We start from the raw sequence: 18105 nt of genomic DNA on the forward strand, positions 1-18105 counted from the left end.
ACCCGTGACCTCTTCCTTACCAAGGAAACGCTCTACCCCTGAGCTACATCGGCTTAGATTAAGAGCGGGAGACGGGATTCGAACCCGCGACCCTCAGCTTGGAAGGCTGATGCTCTGGCCAGCTGAGCTACTCCCGCAAATAGTTGTTTTGTGGGGAGAGCAGGATTCGAACCTACGAAGGCGAAGCCAACAGATTTACAGTCTGTCCTCGTTGACCGCTTGAGTATCTCCCCTAAACAATTATATAGCTCTTAAACTAAGAACTGAGCCGCTAGAGGGACTCGAACCCACGACCTGCTGATTACAAATCAGCTGCTCTAGCCAGCTGAGCTATAGCGGCAAATCAATAAATAAAAAAACAGCCCCTCTTGAAAAAGGGTTTGCAAATGTATTAAAGTTTTTGTTTTACACAAATAACAATACCGTTTTTTTTTGCAATAATATTTTTGGTGTTAAATTATGGTTAAACAAGGCGCTTTTTTTGCTTGTTTTTTTTAACCTGACGGATTAAGGCTTCCTGCACAAGATCAACAGCTTCTTCAAAGGATTCACATTGTTTGCTTGCAAAAAGGTCGCTAGCTCCTGTATTAACCTTGATTTCGACAATTTTATTGGCTCTACTATCAGTATTTTCAATTTTAAGAAATACTTCTGAGTAAATTAACTCATCATCAAACTGTATGAGTTTTCCAACTTTCTTATTGATAAATTCTAAAAGTTTCTTGTCCGCGTCAAAATGAATGGAATGAATGGTAATTTGCATAGCTATAAATTTTATGCTCTTGGATGAGCGTTATTAAATACTTTTTTTAATTTCTCGATTGAATTGTGCGTGTAAACTTCTGTAGCGGATAAGCTAGCGTGACCTAAGAGTTCTTTTATAACATTTAAATCAGCTCCGCTATTAAGCATGTGGGTTGCAAAGGTATGCCTCAATATATGTGGACTAGTCTTTTTCAGACTAGTAACACTTGAAATTAAATCATTAATTGTTTTGTATACAAGTGATGGATTTAACTTTTTTCCTTTTTCAGTCATAAGCAAATAAGTTGTAAAATTTGTTTTCATTGAATTTCTTATGTCTAAAAACTTTTCTAGAGAGGTTACTAATTCTTGTGTTAACGGAATAATCCGTTCTTTATTTCGCTTTCCTAATACTTTGAGTTGTTTTTTACTAAAATCAACATCACTAATTTTAATATTGATAAGTTCCGATAATCTAATACCAGTGGAATAGAAAATTTCAACCATCAATTTATTTCTTTTGCCTACATAATCATCAGAAAACTTTTTTTTGTCTAAAAGTTCATTCATCTCATCGACAGTAACAAAACTTGGAATACTTTTTGATGTTTTGGCTGAAGTCAGCTTTAGTGTAGGGTTAAGCTTGACAACTCCTTCTTTCTCTGCAAACTTAAATAAGGATTTTAGTGTAGTTATTTTTCTATTGACTGTTCGCGGAGAGTTACCTGTATTTAATTCATTAACTAGCCAGCTTCTAATCATTGAGTGATTGGCTTTTTCTATTGAAGTAGAGTAAACCTCATCTAAGTAATTGCTTAAAAGAGTCAAATCAGCCTTATACGCCTTTATAGTGTGTAAGGAATATCTTTTTTCTAAAGCTAGATAATCAAGAAATTTTTGAGTAAGGGGCATAAAAAAACATCAATTTGAACGAATATACTAAAAAATAGTCATTTTTCAAATGATGTTTGGATACATATTAGGGTTGAAAAGAACTAGTCCTCTTCTCTACGTAAAGTCTCTTTATAAGCAGCTCTTATCTTTTGATTTCTTAGCTCAACAGACTTCTTAGTAAACTCTCTACGAGCTCTAAGTTGCTTCATAGTGCCAGTCATATTGAATTTCTTCTTAAACTTTTTAAGTGCTCTATCAATAGATTCTCCGTCTTTTACTGGTATGATTATCATATTCAAATTTAAATTGGGCTGCAAATATACAAATATCTACTTCACTTACAATAGTTAATGGATTATTTGCTTAGCAATTACAATTTTCTGGATTTCAGAAGTGCCTTCTCCTATTGTACACAGCTTAGAATCTCTGTAAAATCGCTCTACTGGAAACTCTTTTGAATATCCGTATCCTCCAAATATCTGTAGGGCATCTGTTGAAACTGCTACAGCAACTTCAGAGGAATAATATTTTGCCATAGCTCCGCTGAGTGTTATTCTTTCTCCAGCCTTTTTTTTGCTTATTGTATTGTAAATTAAAAGTTCCGACGCTTCAATTGTAGTTGCCATATCAGCTAATTTGAATGATATTGCTTGATGTTGTGAAATGGGCTTACCAAATTGCACACGTTCTTTTGAGTATTTTAAAGATGCTTCATATGCTCCTTTAGCAATTCCTAATGAGAGAGCCGCAATAGAAATCCGACCACCGTCCAACACCTTCATAGCTTGAATAAAACCATCTCCCACATTTCCAAGTACATTATCGTTTGATATTTTACAATTATCAAAAATTAATTCAGCGGTTTCGGAAGCTCTCATTCCTAATTTATCTTCTTTTTTGCCTGATGAAAATCCTTCAATTCCTTTCTCAACGATAAAGGCTGTCATTCCTCTAGAGTCTCCTTTTTCGCCAGTTCGTACTATTACAACTGCTACATCTCCACTAATGGCATGTGTAATAAAATTTTTAGCACCGTTTAATATCCAATAGTCTCCTTCTTTAACAGCTGTAGTTGACATACCTCCAGAATCAGAGCCGGTATTGTGTTCAGTAAGTCCCCATGCGCCAATCCACTCTGCAGTTGCTAACTTTGGCAAGTATTTTTTCTTTTGTTCTTTATTTCCAAACTGTAGTATATGTCCAGTACATAAAGAATTATGCGCCGCCATAGATAAGCCTATTGAAGGGTCAACTTTTGATAAGTGTTCAATGGCAGTAACATATTCCGAATATCCAAAACCTGAACCTCCATATTCTTCTGGAACCAACACACCCATTAAGCCTAATTCACCTAATTTTTTAAATACTTCAATAGGGAATGTTTGAGAATTATCCCATTCCTTCATGTTTGGTATAATTTCTTTCTCAGCAAAGGATTTAACCATTTCTGCTATGAGTTTTTGATTTTCATTGTAGTTAAAATCCATACTTTAATATTTTATTAGCGATATTGTTTTGTTTGACTCTGAGTCAATATTTTTTCTTCCTTCTAAAAAAGAAAGCTCTACAACAAATAAAAACGCACTGACATTGCCACCGAGTCTATCTACTAATTTTGCAGCAGCATTGGCAGTTCCTCCCGTTGCCAGCAAATCATCATGAATTGCAATGTTCCATCCGTTTTGAATTGAATCTGTATGAATTTCCACCACAGCTTTACCATATTCTAGATTGTACTCCTCACTTATAACATCCGAAGGTAATTTACCTGCTTTTCTTACTGGTATAAATGGAATGTTTAATTCATTTGCCAACATCATTCCAAATAAAAAACCACGACTCTCAACACCAACAATGGCATCGATTTTCTGACCTTTTATCTTGCTTATAAATGATTCTATTACAAATGATGTTAATACTGGGTCTGCTAGTATTGGTGTTATATCCTTAAAAGAAACTCCCTCCTTTGGAAAGTCTTTGACTTCCCTAATTTTCTTCTCTAAAACTGTTATACTCATTAGTTGTGAAATAGTTTACAATTTTACGAAATTTAAGGGTGTCAATCAAGTGTAAATTATTCAGCTCATTAATGCTTTTATAAGCCCCATGTTCTTCTCGATAATTCACTATTAATCGTGCTAAACTTGAAGAAATATAGGGGTGTTTTCGCAACTCATATTCTCCTATTTCATTTATATTTTTCTTTAATATACCCTTATCATCTACTACCAGATACTTTTCAATCTTTTCATATCTTACGCTATCCATTTGGTAAACTTCTAAAATTTGTTTTTTGGTATAAAAACCGCCTAATAGGTTTCTGTACTTACAAATACGCTTAGCAAAATACGTTCCTATTCCTGGTAATTGTTCAAAAGCTAATGTGTCCGCCAAATTGATATCAACTTCAATTGTGTTCTTTAATTTGGGCTTTATATTGTTCGTTTTTTTAGGGAATTGTTTTGAGCGAGAAAATTTCACTTTTTTCTCAACAACAGTTTTTTTATTCTTGAAATTCTTAATCTCTTTTTGATATTGAGAGAAATCATATTCACTTATAGATTTATCTTCACTAATTTTCGTGAAAAAATGAATAGCTACAATGACAATGGATAAAGCTATAATAGCTCTTCTATTACTAGAGTTGTAATAAAAAAAGTTTTTCACGGCAAAATAGGTTAGTTTCTATTTGGTCTTTTTTATCTGTCCTGATTTAATTTTATTTAAATACTCTTTTAAATCGACTTTTACTTCACCTGATAAAATCAACAATCCTAAAATGTTAGGGAAGGCCATAGCTAAAATCATCATATCTGAGAAGTCTAAAACAGCTCCTAATTTCACGGATGAACCAATGATTATAAAAATCAAAAATATTAGTTTGTATACTAGTTCTGATTTTTTTGATGAACCAAATAGATACGTCCATGATTTTAATCCATAATAAGACCAGGAAATCATGGTTGAAAAAGCGAATAAGAATATTGCGAATACTAAAACATAAGGAAACCAAGATATAACGCTTTCGAATGCTTGAGATGTTAATTGAGCGCCTTCTACTCCTTGTACTCCAGACATACCGGTTACTATGATTACTAAAGCCGTCATTGTACAGATTATAACCGTGTCAATAAATGGCTCTAATAAGGAAACAATGCCTTCACTGACTGGTTCATTGGTTTTAGTCGCGGAATGGGCAATTGAAGCGGATCCTACTCCAGCTTCATTGGAAAAGGCTGCTCTTCTAAAGCCTTGAATAATAACTCCTATAAATCCACCAAATGCTGCACTTGGTGCAAAAGCTCCGTTAATAATCATCGCTATAGCATTGCCTATTTCTGAGAAGTGAACAATTAATATAATTGAAGCTGCAGCAACATAAAGGACTGCCATGAAAGGAACAATCTTCTCAGTAACTTTCGCAATACTTTTAATTCCGCCAATTATTACTGTACCTACTAAAATAGCTAACATAAATCCAAACATCGGCCCGTTGCCTGAGAGCATTGGAAATTGCCCTGAGAGCTGGGCATATGCTTGGTTGGCCTGAAACATATTACCACCACCAAAAGAACCGCCAATACATAAAATGGCAAATAAAACAGCTAGTACTTTTCCTAAGTTTGAAAAGCCATATTTAGCTAATCCATTTTTTAAGTAATACATCGGCCCTCCTGAAACTTCTCCTTCATCGTTAACCACCCTGTATTTTACACCTAGCGTACATTCCACAAACTTTGATGACATGCCTAATAAACCTGCTACAATCATCCAAAATGTTGCCCCTGGTCCGCCTACAGTAATTGCTACTGCTACACCGGCTATATTTCCCAAACCTACTGTTGCTGAAAGGGCAGTTGCAAGGGCTTGAAAATGCGATACTTCTCCTTCATCTTCTGGATCGTCATATCTGCCTCGTACTAAATCTATGGCATGTTTGAAACCTCTGAAATTAATAAAGTTCATTTTTAAAGTAAAAAACAAAGCTCCAAACACCAACCATACGACAACAATTGGAATTGAAACATCAAGGTCTAATCCAAGTGCTGAAATAGGATCCCAAAAAATTACTTTTCCGATTACCTCAACAATTGGCTCAAAAAAGCTATTGATTTTATCTCCTAGATTTTGGGTTTCTTTAGCGAACAACATATTAGAAAATAATAGTGCCGACATTGTAATAAAAATTCTTCTCATAATTTAGTTTAGTTGTTGCTCTAATAATTTTAACCCTTCTTCAAAAGAGTGTGGCTCATATCCAAGTTCTTTATTGGATTTGGTAAGTATAAAACCTGTTTTGGGTGGTCGTTTAGCTTTTTGATTTAATGTTTCTGACGATATTCTGTTAATATTAGATTTATCGCAGCCATAAAAATCAGCCATTCGCTCAACCATCTCAAAAATACTCATAAAATCTTTTCCGGAAGCATTAAAAATTCCTTTAGCTTGTTTTTCTATTGCTAATACACACGCATTTGCTAAGTCTTCTGCTAGTGTAGGCGAACGAAATTGGTCATCTATAATATTAAGGGGCTTGCCTTCTTTTAATGCTTTTCTTGCCCATAAAACTATGTTGTTTCGTCGCAAGTTTTCGGCAGTTCCAAACAATATGATTGTCCGAAGTATTGTCCAATTTATTTTTGAATCGTAAAGTAATTGCTCAGATTTTAATTTAGACAAACCATAATAACTTAATGGGTTTGGCTCATCATTTTCAGAATAAGGACCGTTCTCTCCATCAAAGATAAAGTCAGTTGAAATATGAATGAAATGGGAGTTATACTGATTACATGCATCTCTTAGATGCTCAACTGCTTTAACATTCACTTTATCACACAGCTCCTTTTTTTCTTCACATCCATCGACATCTGTTAATGCAGCCGTATTTATAACTACTTCAGGATTAAAATTTTCAAAAGCGTTAAATATTGAATGTCTGTCAGTAATATCAAGAGTTTGATACAAAAATCCTGAGGTATCGCTAATTAGACACTCTCCTATTGATGTTGCTAAGACTTCATGCTGATTTTTTAGAGCTATTATTAGCTTTTGACCCAACAGTCCGTTACTTCCGGTAATCAGAATTTTCTTCTGCATTAATTAACTGATTTGGGTTTTATGAGATATAAAATTAGATATAGTACTATTGGCGAGCCGAAACCTAAAATTGCAGCTATTATGAATATTATTCTTATTCCACTTACATCAAGGTCAAATTTGTCTGAAAGCCATGAGCAAACACCTAATAATTTTTTTTCTGTCATGCTAAATTTAATATGCTATATAAATGATTAATTTGTTCGGTATTTGCTAGTACAAACAGCTTAGAATTAGGTAAAATTGGAGTATCTGCATTCGGATTTATTACATATTCACCTTCTGAAGTTTTGTATCCAATAATGTTGCAACCTGTTTTGTATCTAGCATTAATATCTTTTATTGTTTTATTATGTAAATCTACTGGTAATTCCTCAAAAGAGATTTCATCTAGATTAATTTCAGCATCACCTTCCAGAGCTATGTTATCTAGAAATTCAACTACATCAGGAGTTGTTACTAAGGAAGCCATGTGAGCTCCTCCTAATTTATCTGGCATTATGACATTGTTGGCTCCAGCTATTTTTAATTTGCTATAAGATTCATCAAATGAGGCTCTGCTTATAATTGTTAGATCCTTATTTTTTTGACGTGCCGACAATACTACATATAAATTATCTGCATCAGATGCTAAACTTGTTATTAATGCCTTGGCCTTTGAAATACCTGCTTTTTCTAGTGTTTCGTCTAAAGTGGCATCTCCATTTATAAATAAAATATTCTTGGAATCTCTAAGTTTTTCAATACGCTCTGGGTTATTATCAATAACTACAAAATCCTGCTCATGTGCAAATAATTTTTTTACAGCTTGCGAACCATTTCTACCATAGCCACAAACGACCACATGATTTTCAATTTGCTTTACATCTTTTTTCACTTTGTAGTCCTTAAAATATTTATTAAACTCTCCACTAACTATATAAGTGGTTAGTACAGATACCGCATAAGCAAATGTACCAAAACTTGTGATTATTAAAAATGTCGTGAACAATCTTCCTTCTGGACTTAATTCTCGGACTTCTTGAAAGCCAACTGTTGACAATGTGATTACTGTCATATAAACAGCTTCACTCAAAGAATAATCTTCAATATACATATAGCCAACTATAGCTATTGCAACAACAATAAATATGAAAAGTATGGCTGAATAAATTTTTGAAAAAACGTAGATACCTAATTTCATAATTTAAAGGTCAAAAACACTAGGTCTTTTTCGGTACTTAAAATGATTTCTTACTCGCAGGATAAAAACCATTGTTAGATACACTAATGGTATTCCAAAGTTAACAAAGGATAGATATATAAAAAATAGCCTAACAAAAGAAGGTCTTAAACCTAATTTACTTGCCCACCATGCACTTACTCCAAAAAACTGTTTTTCAAAAAAATTATTGAATTGATGCATTATCCTTTAAGTAATTGATTACCGATGTTGCAATTTAAACATTTTTTGCTTTCACAATATTTTCTTTTTAGTTGCAATAGAGCTTGGGACTGAGCGGCAGATTTAGGGCTGATACTTATTGAAGAGTACTGTCTTATCACATAATTGTTTTCGGCCTTACATTCTTCAAGATATTGTATCGCTAAATCTTGAAAAGTTAATGCTGATTTTCGCTTTGAATATGCAAATAGAATTGGACATATAGCATTTATTACTATTGAGTTAATGACTTCTTTTCCAAATGTTTTTTTCGTCTTACTGACTCTTTATTAAAGTGATAGTGTGTTAACCAATATTCACTCACACTAGATTTAAACAACCTCCGTATTTCATCTAAAGTTTGAGCTTATAACACTTTTGAAAAAAGATGTGTGTTTTTATGTATAAGCATTGCTAATTGAGCCAATCTAACAGTTGGGAATGAAGATGGGCGTAATCGCATAAACATCCAGTCGGACTCTTTTAATTTCTTTAATCTATATTTATGTTTTAGAAATGAATATTCGTTTTTTAGTGATACGCTATAATCATCTTTGACTTTTTCTAAGAATCCTGCTGTACCAAATAGTAAAGCTTCTATTTGAAATATATTGTTTTTATGTTTTTGTAGAATGGATAATGGCAACTGTTTTGAAAGAGCTAGCATAGATGTTGAATTTACTCTCAAACCTATCGTGTAAAACAAAGCGTTGTAAAAGGTATTTTCCCAATTATTTTTATCAATCTCAAACTCTTTTATAAATTGAGATGTCTTTTCCTCCAGCCTTTCTACAAGCAATCTTTCCAAAAATTGATTGACTTGAAATGAATCTAATTCACCAATGTAAGGTTCACAAATAATTTTGGTTTTACTATTCATTAATTGCTCGTACCTTCCTAATAAACTCCTATCAACAATACTACATAACTCTAAACATGGAATCTCATCTCCTGATGAATTATAAACTTCTGTGTCGTGATTCCAAACTACATGAAGGATTACAGAATTATATTTTTCGTTATAATGATGTCTATGTTTGTTCCAGTCAGAAGAGTTTAGATGTATCTCAATATCACCATTCCAAACCAAATTCTCTATTCTAATTTGTGATGATTTGAAATCTGGACCAGCATCAAAATTGTGAACACCTACTTTTAAAATTGATATGCGTTGTTGTTTAGTAGTAAGTAATGAGTTAATATCAAAATGGCAGAATTGCCATATATAATGGAGAAGATTTTCATTCATGGCTTTAAACAACAGTTAGTCTATCCGAATCATAAACGTATCTTTTGAGATAATAGAAAAAAGACCATAGCCATTTTCAGAACCATCGTCATTTGTAAAACTGTTGTATACATTAACGGGTTCGGAGCCAAATATAGCACCACCGGCAGTATTGTTTTGTGAAATTCTGGACGAATGGTAAGTGTAATAATCGTAATCTAGAGTTGATAAGCTAACTTTTATAGAGTCAATTTTTGATTCAGTACCTACTCCAAATTCTAAATCATCTTCATAGTAATAATAATTCTCATAACTTAATTCAATTCGCTTTGTCTGTCCATTGAATAGCTGATCATTAAACATAACATTTCGTCCATACTCTTCATCAAAACTTGCAGAGCCATTTGAAAGTGAAGGGTCGGAAGATTCAAAATAGATTGGCGAACTTACTACTTGAGGCTCTTCATTTTCATTAAGGTAATGGGTGTATGAAACTAATTTAAGAAGGTAAAAATTTTCTTCAGAGACATCGTCATCAAACTCAATTTCAATAAAACTTGTAACGTTTCCACTTGTACTAGTAGTTGTATGATTAACTGATTTTATTTCTGTTATTGAAGGTGCACTTAAAGGTTTTGAATTTAGCAAAGGATAATCAGCATGAAATACTCTTAAACTATATGATTTATCAAATTCTGCAACTACATTGCTTTTATAAAGTTTTGATGAGTCAATATAAGTTAATGAATCAATGTATATTTCATTTTCAAATAATGTTACTACTGCGTCAGAATGAAACTCAAAACTCTCACTACTTAAAGGATCTAGAGAGTGAGATACATATACTTTAAATTTGTCATCAATTTTATTGGAAGAATTCACAACTAATTTGGATTGATGTGGAGGGAGTTCCAAATCAATTACTGTTTGCATATCTTCACATGAAGTAAAAAGCAAGACTACCGAAATTAAACTAGTTAAAAATCTCATAATCTAAAATTTAAATTTGTAGGTGATTGATGGAATTATAGGAAATAGGCTTACCTGCTTCGCTACTTTATTATTTATTATGGTATTGTTAACTAAGGTAGGTTCATTATCAATCCTAATAAAGAATGGGTTTTTTCTATTGTATACATTATAAGCTCCAATTGACCACGTTCGTTCGCCCCATTTTTTCTTTTTATTAAAATTAAGACCTAGATCGAGACGATGATAAGAAGCCATTCTATAATTATTTCTAGAAGGATAATAATCAACTTCATTGACTTCTGAGTATTCAATTCCATTAATATTCCCTCCCATTCCAATTTCTGGATATCTAGCAGTACTTAAGGTTATATTATTTCCTGTTCCGAATACCCAAGTTGTACCAATATCAAAATTCTCGTTAAATTTATGTGACATGACTATTGATATATCATGACGTCTATCATACTTGTAAGGATACCAATTACCCAAATTAATATTGTCAAATTTTCTTTCACTAAAAGCCAAAGTATAACCAACCCATCCTGTTGTTTTACCTTTTTTCTTTTGAAAAAATAATTCTACGCCATAGGCTCTTCCCTGTCCGGATGTTTCAACCTTTTCTTGCCAATCTTGAAAGCCAATAATTTGAGAGCCAGGTTTTAGAGTCATTAAATCAGACATGGTTTTGTAATACCCTTCTAAACTGATTTCAAAAAGTCCATTTTTAAGAGTATGATTCAAGGATATTGCCACTTGTCGAGAGCGTTGAGGAGGAACAGAGTCAGTACTTGGCACCCATATATCTATTGGTAGACCAACACTAGTATTGCTCAGTAAATGAATATGTTGTTGCATTTGGGCATATGATGCTTTTACAGACCAATCTTTACTAATTATATACCTTGATGAAACTCTAGGTTGTAAATCAAAATATGATTTTCCATCAGTAAGAAAATTCGCAAAATGCAAGCCTACATTCACTTTCAATTGGTCATTAACTTTTATATCATCTTCTATGAATAAATAACTGTCATGACTAAATAATTCTCTTGAAAAGTTAAAGATTGTATCAGTTTTAGAATAGCTTACATTTTGAAGAGAATCTCTGGAATAATTACTTTCAAAATAGTCTATAGCTCCTGGTGAAAAATGATGATAGGTATAATTTAATCCAAACTTCACATAATGATTAGGGTTTGGCAAGTAATCAAAATCTATTTTAGCTCCTATATCTTTAATGCCTGAATAATAGGCAAATTGCAAGGAGTCTGAACTTAGTGTATTCTGATAAGTTTGTTCAGAATAGTCTACTACATCAGTCTGAAATTTATACTTACTAAAGGTTGCTGTCGTGTTACTAAAGAGTTTATTGCTAAAAAGATGATTCCATCTTAAGGAGGATGTTAAATTCCCCCATTCAAATCCAAAATCAGTGCTGTAATTATATCTTAAATCGCTTTGCTGAGAATTTAACTTATCATCATCAGAACTATAACTTTCAGAGAGATAAAAACGATCTTTACCAGAATATGCACTCAAGTACAACCTATCATTTTCGGAAATCTTATGATTCAACTTTGCATTCAAGTCATAGAAAAAATATCCTGCAGGATTTCCATCATTCGACTGCCTAATAAAAGGTTGAGCTAAAATATCAATATACGTTCTTCTTCCTGAAATAATGAATGACGTTTTATCTTTTATAATTGGTCCTTGTAAAGTAAGTTTTGAAGATATTATTCCGACACTTCCTTCTCCTTCTATTTTTTTCATGTTTCCTTCCTTCATATCTATTTCTAGAACAGAGGATAAGCGTCCACCAAAACGTGACGGAAAGCCACCCTTAGTTAAGCGTACATTTTTGATTGCATCAGCGTTAAATACCGAGAAAAAACCAAATAGGTGAGACGCATTATATACTGGAACACCATCTAAAAGAATTAAGTTTTGATCTGGACCGCCACCTCTAACGTAAAATCCACTGGTCCCTTCTCCTCCAGACTGAACACCAGGCAGTAATTGAATGGCTTTTAAAACATCTACTTCACCTAGTAGTGCTGGTATATTTTTAATTTGCTCTACTGGGACTTCAACTATACTTGATTGAGTTCGTTCAACAACTGTTTCTTCTCCAACAATTGTAACTTCTTGAATATTAGTAGATGAAGAGGTTAATTCGATATTTAATCTAATATCCTTATTAAGATTAATAGTTTTTGAAGTAAGCTCATACCCAATATATGAGAAATCAATATTTACTTCTCCTTCAGGAAGGGTTAAACTAAAAAAACCATATGTATTTGAGGTTGTACCTTGAAATTTTTCTTTCCAAATTACATTTACACCAATTAAGCTCTCGCCAGTTTCTTTGTCATTTACATAACCACTTATGGTGTGTTTTTTTTGTGAAAACACATTTAAACTTAGCAGAGTTAAGATTACTAAAAAAGAGTGTCTTTTCATTGGTTTAAGTAAGTTTTTATAACGACAAAGACAGTAAGACTTTCATCTGTTGCTGCAAAGCCAACGCTTGCTCTCTTGCTTTTATTGCAAAATCTTTCGTTGAATCAGCATAAATAATCCCTCTTGAAGAATTTACGAGCAATCCACATTGATTGTTCATTCCGTATTTGGCAACATCATTTAGGTTACCTCCTTGAGCTCCTACACCTGGAACTAATAGAAAATGGTTCGGGACAATCTCTCTAATTTCTTTCAAAGATTCTGCTCTAGTAGCTCCTACCACAAACATGATGTTTTCACCATAACTTTTTGATGTTTTCAATACTTTCTGATAAAGCATTTCTCCATTTTCATCTTTAGTTATTTGAAAATCCAATCCTCCACTGTTTGATGTTAAGGCTAGTATTATTGCCCATTTATCTTTAAATTCTAAAAATGGAGTAACCGAATCAGAACCCATGTATGGTGCAACAGTTACTGAATCAAAATTATAGGTTTCAAAAAATGTCTTAGCATACATCTTAGAGGTATTACCAATATCCCCACGCTTAGCATCGGCGATTGTAAAAATATCTTTAGGAATATAGTCTATCGTTTTCTTAAGGCTTTTCCATCCCTTTTCACCCATACTTTCATAGAAGGCAATATTTGGTTTATAGGCAACACATAAATCTGAAGTAGCATCAATAATTTGCTTGTTAAATTCAAAAACAGGGTCTTCTAAATCAAGTAAATGAGAAGGGATTTTTTGCAAATCAGTATCTAAGCCAATACATAAGAATGATTCTTTTGCTTTTATTTGCTCAAATAGGTCGTTTGCTGTCATTTTTAATCTGTTTGGGTTGTACCTTCTTTTAGTCTTTCAGCGTTTTCTGCTATTTTAAGCTCTTCGATAAACTTTTCAATATCACCATCAATAACGTTTGATAGATTGTACTGTGTCAGACCAATTCTATGGTCGGTTACCCTTCCTTGTGGATAATTGTATGTTCTAATTTTTGCAGAACGGTCTCCAGTAACGACCATTGATTTCCTTTTGCCTGAAAGCTCTTCTAACCGCTTTTGCATTTCTATTTCATAAATTCTTGAACGCAGAACTTTGAGTGCTTTGTCGTAATTTTTATGCTGAGATTTTTGGTCTTGACATTGTGCTACGACACCTGTTGGAATATGTGTAAGTCTTACAGCGGAATAAGTGGTATTTACTGACTGACCACCAGGGCCTGACGAACAATATGTATCTTTTCTTATATCGCTGTCTTTTATTTCAACATCAAATTCTTCTGCTTCAGGCATTACTACTACTGAAGCTGCAGATGTGTGAACACGCCCCTGAGTTTCGGTTTGTGGCACTCTTTGAACACGGTGAACACCAGATTCAAATTTGAGCATTCCGTACACATCTTCACCCTTTACATTAAATATGATTTCCTTGTAACCACCTGATGTTCCTTCTGCAACATCTACAAGTTCAGTTTTCCAACCTTTAGTACCCGCATAATTTAAATACATTCTGTAAAGGTCACCTGTAAAAATACTAGCTTCATCTCCTCCTGCTCCTGCACGTATTTCCACCACAGCATTTTTGGAATCGGCTGGATCTTTAGGAATTAATAACACCTTAATGTCTTCTTCCATAGAATTTCTTAATGGTGTAAGTTCATCAAGTTCCATTCGAGCCATTTCCTTCATCTCGTCATCTTTAAGCATCTCTTTGGCATTTTCGAGATTTGATAACAGGTTTCTATAATCTTTATAAGCCGCTATGATTGGTTGTAAGTCTTTATATTCTTTGTTTAGTTGAATATACTGCTTCATATCAGAAATGATATTAGGGTCAACAATTAATTGTGACACTTCATCAAATCTTACTTTTATTGCTTCTAACTTATCTAGCATAATTAATAAACAAATTCACCGTATTGACTCTTAATTGTCAACTTTTTACCTTTATTAGATTCTACTCTACCAACCACTTTAGCATCAACATTAAACTGTTTTGATATAGCAATGATTTCGTCTGCTATTTCTGCAGGAACATATAATTCCATTCGGTGTCCCATATTGAAAACCTTGTACATTTCTTTCCAGTCCGTATTAGATTCTTTTTGAATTAATTCAAACAAGGGAGGGATATCAAAAAGGTTATCTTTTATAACATGAACGTCATTTACAAAATGTAAAACTTTTGTCTGTGCACCTCCACTGCAGTGCACCATTCCGTGAATATCATTTCTGTAAGCATCAAGAATCTTCTTAATGACTGGGGCATAGGTTCGTGTTGGTGAAAGCACTAATTTGCCAATATCAACAGTCAGGTCTTCCTGAGTATCTGTTAGCATTTTTGTTCCTGAATATATTAAATCTTCTGGAACTGATGGGTCAAAACTTTCTGGATATTTATTCGCCAAGTATTTTGAAAAAACATCGTGTCGAGCAGAAGTTAACCCATTACTCCCCATTCCACCATTATACTCTGACTCATAGCTAGCCTGTCCAAATGAAGAAAGTCCTACAATTACATCACCATCTTGTATATTATGGTTTGAGATGACATCTTCTCTTTTTAATCGAGCAATAACAGTAGAATCAACTATAATCGTTCGGACTAAATCACCAACATCGGCAGTCTCCCCACCTGTTGATTTGATATCTACACCTTGACTTCTTAAATCTGAAAGTAACTCTTCTGTTCCATTGATGATGGCTGAAATGACTTCACCAGGGATTAGATTTTTATTTCTACCTATAGTTGAAGAGAGTAAGATGTTATCAGTTACACCTACACAAAGTAAGTCATCCAAGTTCATCACAAGTGCATCTTGAGCAATACCTTTCCAAACAGAGATATCACCAGTTTCTTTCCAATACATGTAGGCTAATGATGATTTAGTACCAGCACCGTCCGCATGCATTACCACACAATAATCATTATCGTTTGATAGGTAATCTGGAACAATTTTACAAAATGCTTGAGGAAAAAGGCCTTTATCTACATTTTTTATAGCACTGTGAACATCTTCCTTGTCTGCTGAAACTCCCCTAAGATTATATCTACTACTTGACATATTGGTAAAAAAAAGCATCTCGAAAAATCGAGACGCTTTAAATTTTATTTAAATTATTTACTTCTTCTTCACTAGTATCTCATCCTTTTCAACATCGTAAAAAGCATTAGATACTACTATAAAATCTGTTCTTCTGTTGTACTGGTGAGCCTTTTCTTTATCCTTATTTCTTTTGAGTTTATTTTCGATAAAGTCAGCAGATAAAACTGCCCCAGGTCTCAATTTACCATCTTTAACATCCATTACATAAGGTTCTGTTTCTCCCATTCCCTTAGCAACTAGTCTTTTTGGCTTTATACCTTTATCAACCATATAATCAACACAAATTTGAGCACGTCTTTGTGATAACTCCATATTAAAGTCATCACCAGCTCTACTATCTGTATGTGAACGAAGTTGGATAACAACATTTGGATTTTTCTTTAAAACTAGTATTAGTGCATCTAATGCATCTTTAGATTCTTTTCTTAGCTTGGCACTGTTGTAATCGTACTCAATTTTAGGAAGTACTATTTCGTCTTGTGTAGCTTCTAATACTATGTCTTGAACTATGTTTACAGACTCTTTTACACCAATAGTAGTTTCTGAGAAATTATTAGAAAGATATCCCTCTTTTGAGACGGTTATATTGTAAGATATATTTTCTTTAACAAAGTCTTTTCCAAATAAATATCTACCAGAATTATCAGTAAAAGTTTCCGTTTTACTACCATCGCTACCAACAATTTCTACTTTTGCCCCGCTAACTACTTGACTGGATTTTATATCAGTGATTACTCCAGAAATAGTTAAATTAAGTTTTGGTAAATGAAATTGATAAATATCATCTCCCTTGCTACCAAGTCTATTCGATGAAAGGTAACCCTTTTCATCTTCTGCTTCAAAGATAATTCCGAAGTCGTCATTAGATGAATTAATAGGACTCTTCATGTTTGAAATAGAACGAAGGTTATTTTCACCATCAAACTCTGCCTTGAAGATATCCAAACCACCCATACCAACTAGACCATCAGACGAGAAGTATAAAGAACCATCGTTGTGAATGAAAGGGAATAGTTCATTACCACTTGTGTTTATTTTGTCTCCCATGTTGATTGGCTCACTCCACTCATCTCTTTTTAATTTTTTGATGTACCAGATATCTTTTCCACCAAATCCGCCTTTCATATCTGAAGAGAAATACAAGACCTTACCATCTCCTCTGAGTGAAGGATGAGCGAAACTACTCACACTGTCATAAGGCAATGGCACTAATACTGGAGAAATCCAGCTCTTACCTTTTTTTCTTGAAAAATAAATTTCACAAGTAGGAATCGGCTTTACTTTTGAGTTTTCCATACATCTTGTGAAGAATAATTCGTTACCACGATCATTCATTGTTGGAGTAGCTTCGTGATTTGAAGTATTCATAGGTTCTTCAAATGGTGTGGGCTTTGACCATCTATTTTTCTTTTTATCAAATTTAGACCAATAGATATCCGTATAAGAATTTCCTGTAAATCCGTCAGTAGCTTTTCCTAAAGAGCCATCTCTTGAAGATGTGAAAAACAACTCATCGTAATCTCTACTAGCATAGCAGGGAGAATATTCTTCCTGGTTGGTATTATGAGGAAATGATGTCAGTACGTAACGGGATGGGTTTTGGAGGGCGTCAAGTGCAAACAGACATGAAGCAATTCCTTTATCAGCTCTATCGTCATTAGACTTTAGCTCTTTATACTTTTCAAATTGGACTACAGCTTCAGAAAACTTCTGTTGTTTTTGTAATACCTGAGCGTACCTTAAGTATACTTCAGCATGAGGATATTTGGCTTTGATTGCTCTTTTATACATTGCAGTAGCCTTTTTCAAATATATAGGCGTACCGATATTTCGAGCACATTCTGCTTGTAAGAAAATCAATTCGGCTTTCTTAGCCCTATTTTTTTCTTTGGTGTAATCTTCCTTATAAAGTTTCTCGGCCTCATGATAGTTCTGCATCATAAAAGCCTTATCGGCCTTCGATGTTTTAACTTTCTTAGATGAGTTTTGAGAAACTAAAGTTGTTGACGATAAAATAATTAATAGCGCCGTAAGTGAAAGTAAATGTTTCATTTTTTGTACTTAGAATTTTTGCTAAAATAAGGATTTATTTCTTTTGAAAAAGACACAAGTAAATATCTATTAAAAAGTTGTTAATAATTTTAAAAAATGCCTATTGAAATATTTACAAAATA

The 18105-nt window shown here is 33.4% G+C and carries 19 protein-coding genes and 3 tRNA genes; all 22 read right to left on the reverse strand.

What is annotated here, in order from left to right; all coding sequences use genetic code 11:
• Positions 1-63: 63 nt before the first annotated feature.
• Positions 64-137, reverse strand: a tRNA-Gly gene (locus ISP73_05175).
• Positions 138-151: 14 nt separating this feature from the next.
• Positions 152-233, reverse strand: a tRNA-Tyr gene (locus tag ISP73_05180).
• A 33-nt stretch (positions 234-266) separates the two neighbouring features.
• Positions 267-340: transfer RNA gene (locus tag ISP73_05185), tRNA-Thr, on the reverse strand.
• Positions 341-463: 123 nt separating this feature from the next.
• Complete coding sequence (raiA, locus tag ISP73_05190; protein MBL6657979.1) at positions 464-763, reverse strand: ribosome-associated translation inhibitor RaiA; 300 nt, start codon at positions 761-763, stop codon at positions 464-466.
• 11 nt (positions 764-774) lie between these two features.
• Positions 775-1656 (reverse strand): tyrosine-type recombinase/integrase, encoded by an 882-nt coding sequence (locus ISP73_05195; protein MBL6657980.1) that lies wholly within the window; start codon positions 1654-1656, stop codon positions 775-777.
• A gap of 83 nt (positions 1657-1739) precedes the next feature.
• On the reverse strand, positions 1740-1931 hold the full coding sequence (locus ISP73_05200) for a 30S ribosomal protein S21 (protein MBL6657981.1): 192 nt from the start codon (positions 1929-1931) through the stop codon (positions 1740-1742).
• A 54-nt stretch (positions 1932-1985) separates the two neighbouring features.
• Positions 1986-3125, reverse strand: coding sequence for an acyl-CoA dehydrogenase family protein (locus ISP73_05205; protein ID MBL6657982.1), 1140 nt, complete (start codon positions 3123-3125; stop codon positions 1986-1988).
• Positions 3126-3128: 3 nt separating this feature from the next.
• A complete protein-coding gene (locus ISP73_05210; GenBank protein ID MBL6657983.1) occupies positions 3129-3656 on the reverse strand; it encodes an adenine phosphoribosyltransferase in 528 nt (175 codons plus the stop codon).
• Positions 3625-4305, reverse strand: coding sequence for a helix-hairpin-helix domain-containing protein (locus ISP73_05215; protein ID MBL6657984.1), 681 nt, complete (start codon positions 4303-4305; stop codon positions 3625-3627). Before ISP73_05215 ends, ISP73_05210 begins: the two co-directional genes overlap by 32 nt.
• 18 nt (positions 4306-4323) lie before the next feature.
• The gene (locus tag ISP73_05220; protein MBL6657985.1) at positions 4324-5835 is read right to left on the reverse strand and encodes an alanine:cation symporter family protein; all 1512 of its coding nucleotides are present in this window, start codon (positions 5833-5835) and stop codon (positions 4324-4326) included.
• 3 nt (positions 5836-5838) lie between these two features.
• Positions 5839-6735, reverse strand: a complete 897-nt coding sequence (locus ISP73_05225; protein MBL6657986.1) for an SDR family oxidoreductase — start codon at positions 6733-6735, stop codon at positions 5839-5841.
• The gene (locus ISP73_05230; GenBank protein ID MBL6657987.1) at positions 6735-6902 is read right to left on the reverse strand and encodes a PspC domain-containing protein; all 168 of its coding nucleotides are present in this window, start codon (positions 6900-6902) and stop codon (positions 6735-6737) included. The genes ISP73_05225 and ISP73_05230 overlap by 1 nt, the downstream gene beginning before the upstream one ends.
• The gene (locus ISP73_05235) at positions 6899-7918 is read right to left on the reverse strand and encodes a potassium channel protein (protein MBL6657988.1); all 1020 of its coding nucleotides are present in this window, start codon (positions 7916-7918) and stop codon (positions 6899-6901) included. Before ISP73_05235 ends, ISP73_05230 begins: the two co-directional genes overlap by 4 nt.
• Positions 7919-8139: 221 nt before the next feature.
• Complete coding sequence (locus ISP73_05240; GenBank protein ID MBL6657989.1) at positions 8140-8406, reverse strand: DUF2851 family protein; 267 nt, start codon at positions 8404-8406, stop codon at positions 8140-8142.
• The gene (locus ISP73_05245) at positions 8394-8483 is read right to left on the reverse strand and encodes a hypothetical protein (protein MBL6657990.1); all 90 of its coding nucleotides are present in this window, start codon (positions 8481-8483) and stop codon (positions 8394-8396) included. Before ISP73_05245 ends, ISP73_05240 begins: the two co-directional genes overlap by 13 nt.
• A gap of 42 nt (positions 8484-8525) precedes the next feature.
• On the reverse strand, positions 8526-9407 hold the full coding sequence (locus ISP73_05250; GenBank protein MBL6657991.1) for a DUF2851 family protein: 882 nt from the start codon (positions 9405-9407) through the stop codon (positions 8526-8528).
• A 15-nt stretch (positions 9408-9422) separates the two neighbouring features.
• Complete coding sequence (locus ISP73_05255; protein MBL6657992.1) at positions 9423-10319, reverse strand: DUF4249 family protein; 897 nt, start codon at positions 10317-10319, stop codon at positions 9423-9425.
• A gap of 60 nt (positions 10320-10379) precedes the next feature.
• Complete coding sequence (locus ISP73_05260) at positions 10380-12821, reverse strand: carboxypeptidase-like regulatory domain-containing protein (GenBank protein ID MBL6657993.1); 2442 nt, start codon at positions 12819-12821, stop codon at positions 10380-10382.
• Positions 12822-12837: 16 nt separating this feature from the next.
• Entirely contained in the window at positions 12838-13647 is an 810-nt protein-coding gene (pyrF, locus tag ISP73_05265) for an orotidine-5'-phosphate decarboxylase (GenBank protein MBL6657994.1), read from the reverse strand.
• A 2-nt stretch (positions 13648-13649) separates the two neighbouring features.
• The gene (prfA, locus tag ISP73_05270) at positions 13650-14720 is read right to left on the reverse strand and encodes a peptide chain release factor 1 (protein MBL6657995.1); all 1071 of its coding nucleotides are present in this window, start codon (positions 14718-14720) and stop codon (positions 13650-13652) included.
• Between the two features lie 2 nt (positions 14721-14722).
• Entirely contained in the window at positions 14723-15889 is a 1167-nt protein-coding gene (locus ISP73_05275; protein MBL6657996.1) for a phosphoribosylformylglycinamidine cyclo-ligase, read from the reverse strand.
• 57 nt (positions 15890-15946) lie between these two features.
• Positions 15947-17983 carry an OmpA family protein gene (locus ISP73_05280; protein MBL6657997.1) on the reverse strand — a complete coding sequence of 679 codons (2037 nt, stop codon included), beginning with the start codon at positions 17981-17983 and terminating at the stop codon, positions 15947-15949.
• Positions 17984-18105 lie beyond the last annotated feature (122 nt).

It is taken from the genome of Flavobacteriales bacterium, assembly GCA_016779935.1.
In the GTDB taxonomy this organism is placed as follows: domain Bacteria; phylum Bacteroidota; class Bacteroidia; order Flavobacteriales; family UBA7312.

Excerpts from the sequence above, each read along its gene's own strand:
- raiA (MBL6657979.1), bottom strand. The coding sequence starts at position 763 with ATGCAAATTACCATTCATTCCATTCATTTTGACGCGGACAAGAAACTT.
- ISP73_05225 (MBL6657986.1), bottom strand. The coding sequence starts at position 6,735 with ATGCAGAAGAAAATTCTGATTACCGGAAGTAACGGACTGTTGGGTCAA.
- ISP73_05195 (MBL6657980.1), bottom strand. The coding sequence starts at position 1,656 with ATGCCCCTTACTCAAAAATTTCTTGATTATCTAGCTTTAGAAAAAAGA.
- ISP73_05230 (MBL6657987.1), bottom strand. The coding sequence starts at position 6,902 with ATGACAGAAAAAAAATTATTAGGTGTTTGCTCATGGCTTTCAGACAAA.
- ISP73_05250 (MBL6657991.1), bottom strand. The coding sequence starts at position 9,407 with ATGAATGAAAATCTTCTCCATTATATATGGCAATTCTGCCATTTTGAT.
- ISP73_05275 (MBL6657996.1), bottom strand. The coding sequence starts at position 15,889 with ATGTCAAGTAGTAGATATAATCTTAGGGGAGTTTCAGCAGACAAGGAA.
- ISP73_05220 (MBL6657985.1), bottom strand. The coding sequence starts at position 5,835 with ATGAGAAGAATTTTTATTACAATGTCGGCACTATTATTTTCTAATATG.
- ISP73_05200 (MBL6657981.1), bottom strand. The coding sequence starts at position 1,931 with ATGATAATCATACCAGTAAAAGACGGAGAATCTATTGATAGAGCACTT.
- ISP73_05255 (MBL6657992.1), bottom strand. The coding sequence starts at position 10,319 with ATGCAAACAGTAATTGATTTGGAACTCCCTCCACATCAATCCAAATTA.
- ISP73_05205 (MBL6657982.1), bottom strand. The coding sequence starts at position 3,125 with ATGGATTTTAACTACAATGAAAATCAAAAACTCATAGCAGAAATGGTT.
- ISP73_05280 (MBL6657997.1), bottom strand. The coding sequence starts at position 17,983 with ATGAAACATTTACTTTCACTTACGGCGCTATTAATTATTTTATCGTCA.
- ISP73_05260 (MBL6657993.1), bottom strand. The coding sequence starts at position 12,821 with ATGAAAAGACACTCTTTTTTAGTAATCTTAACTCTGCTAAGTTTAAAT.
- prfA (MBL6657995.1), bottom strand. The coding sequence starts at position 14,720 with ATGCTAGATAAGTTAGAAGCAATAAAAGTAAGATTTGATGAAGTGTCA.
- ISP73_05235 (MBL6657988.1), bottom strand. The coding sequence starts at position 7,918 with ATGAAATTAGGTATCTACGTTTTTTCAAAAATTTATTCAGCCATACTT.
- pyrF (MBL6657994.1), bottom strand. The coding sequence starts at position 13,647 with ATGACAGCAAACGACCTATTTGAGCAAATAAAAGCAAAAGAATCATTC.
- ISP73_05210 (MBL6657983.1), bottom strand. The coding sequence starts at position 3,656 with ATGAGTATAACAGTTTTAGAGAAGAAAATTAGGGAAGTCAAAGACTTT.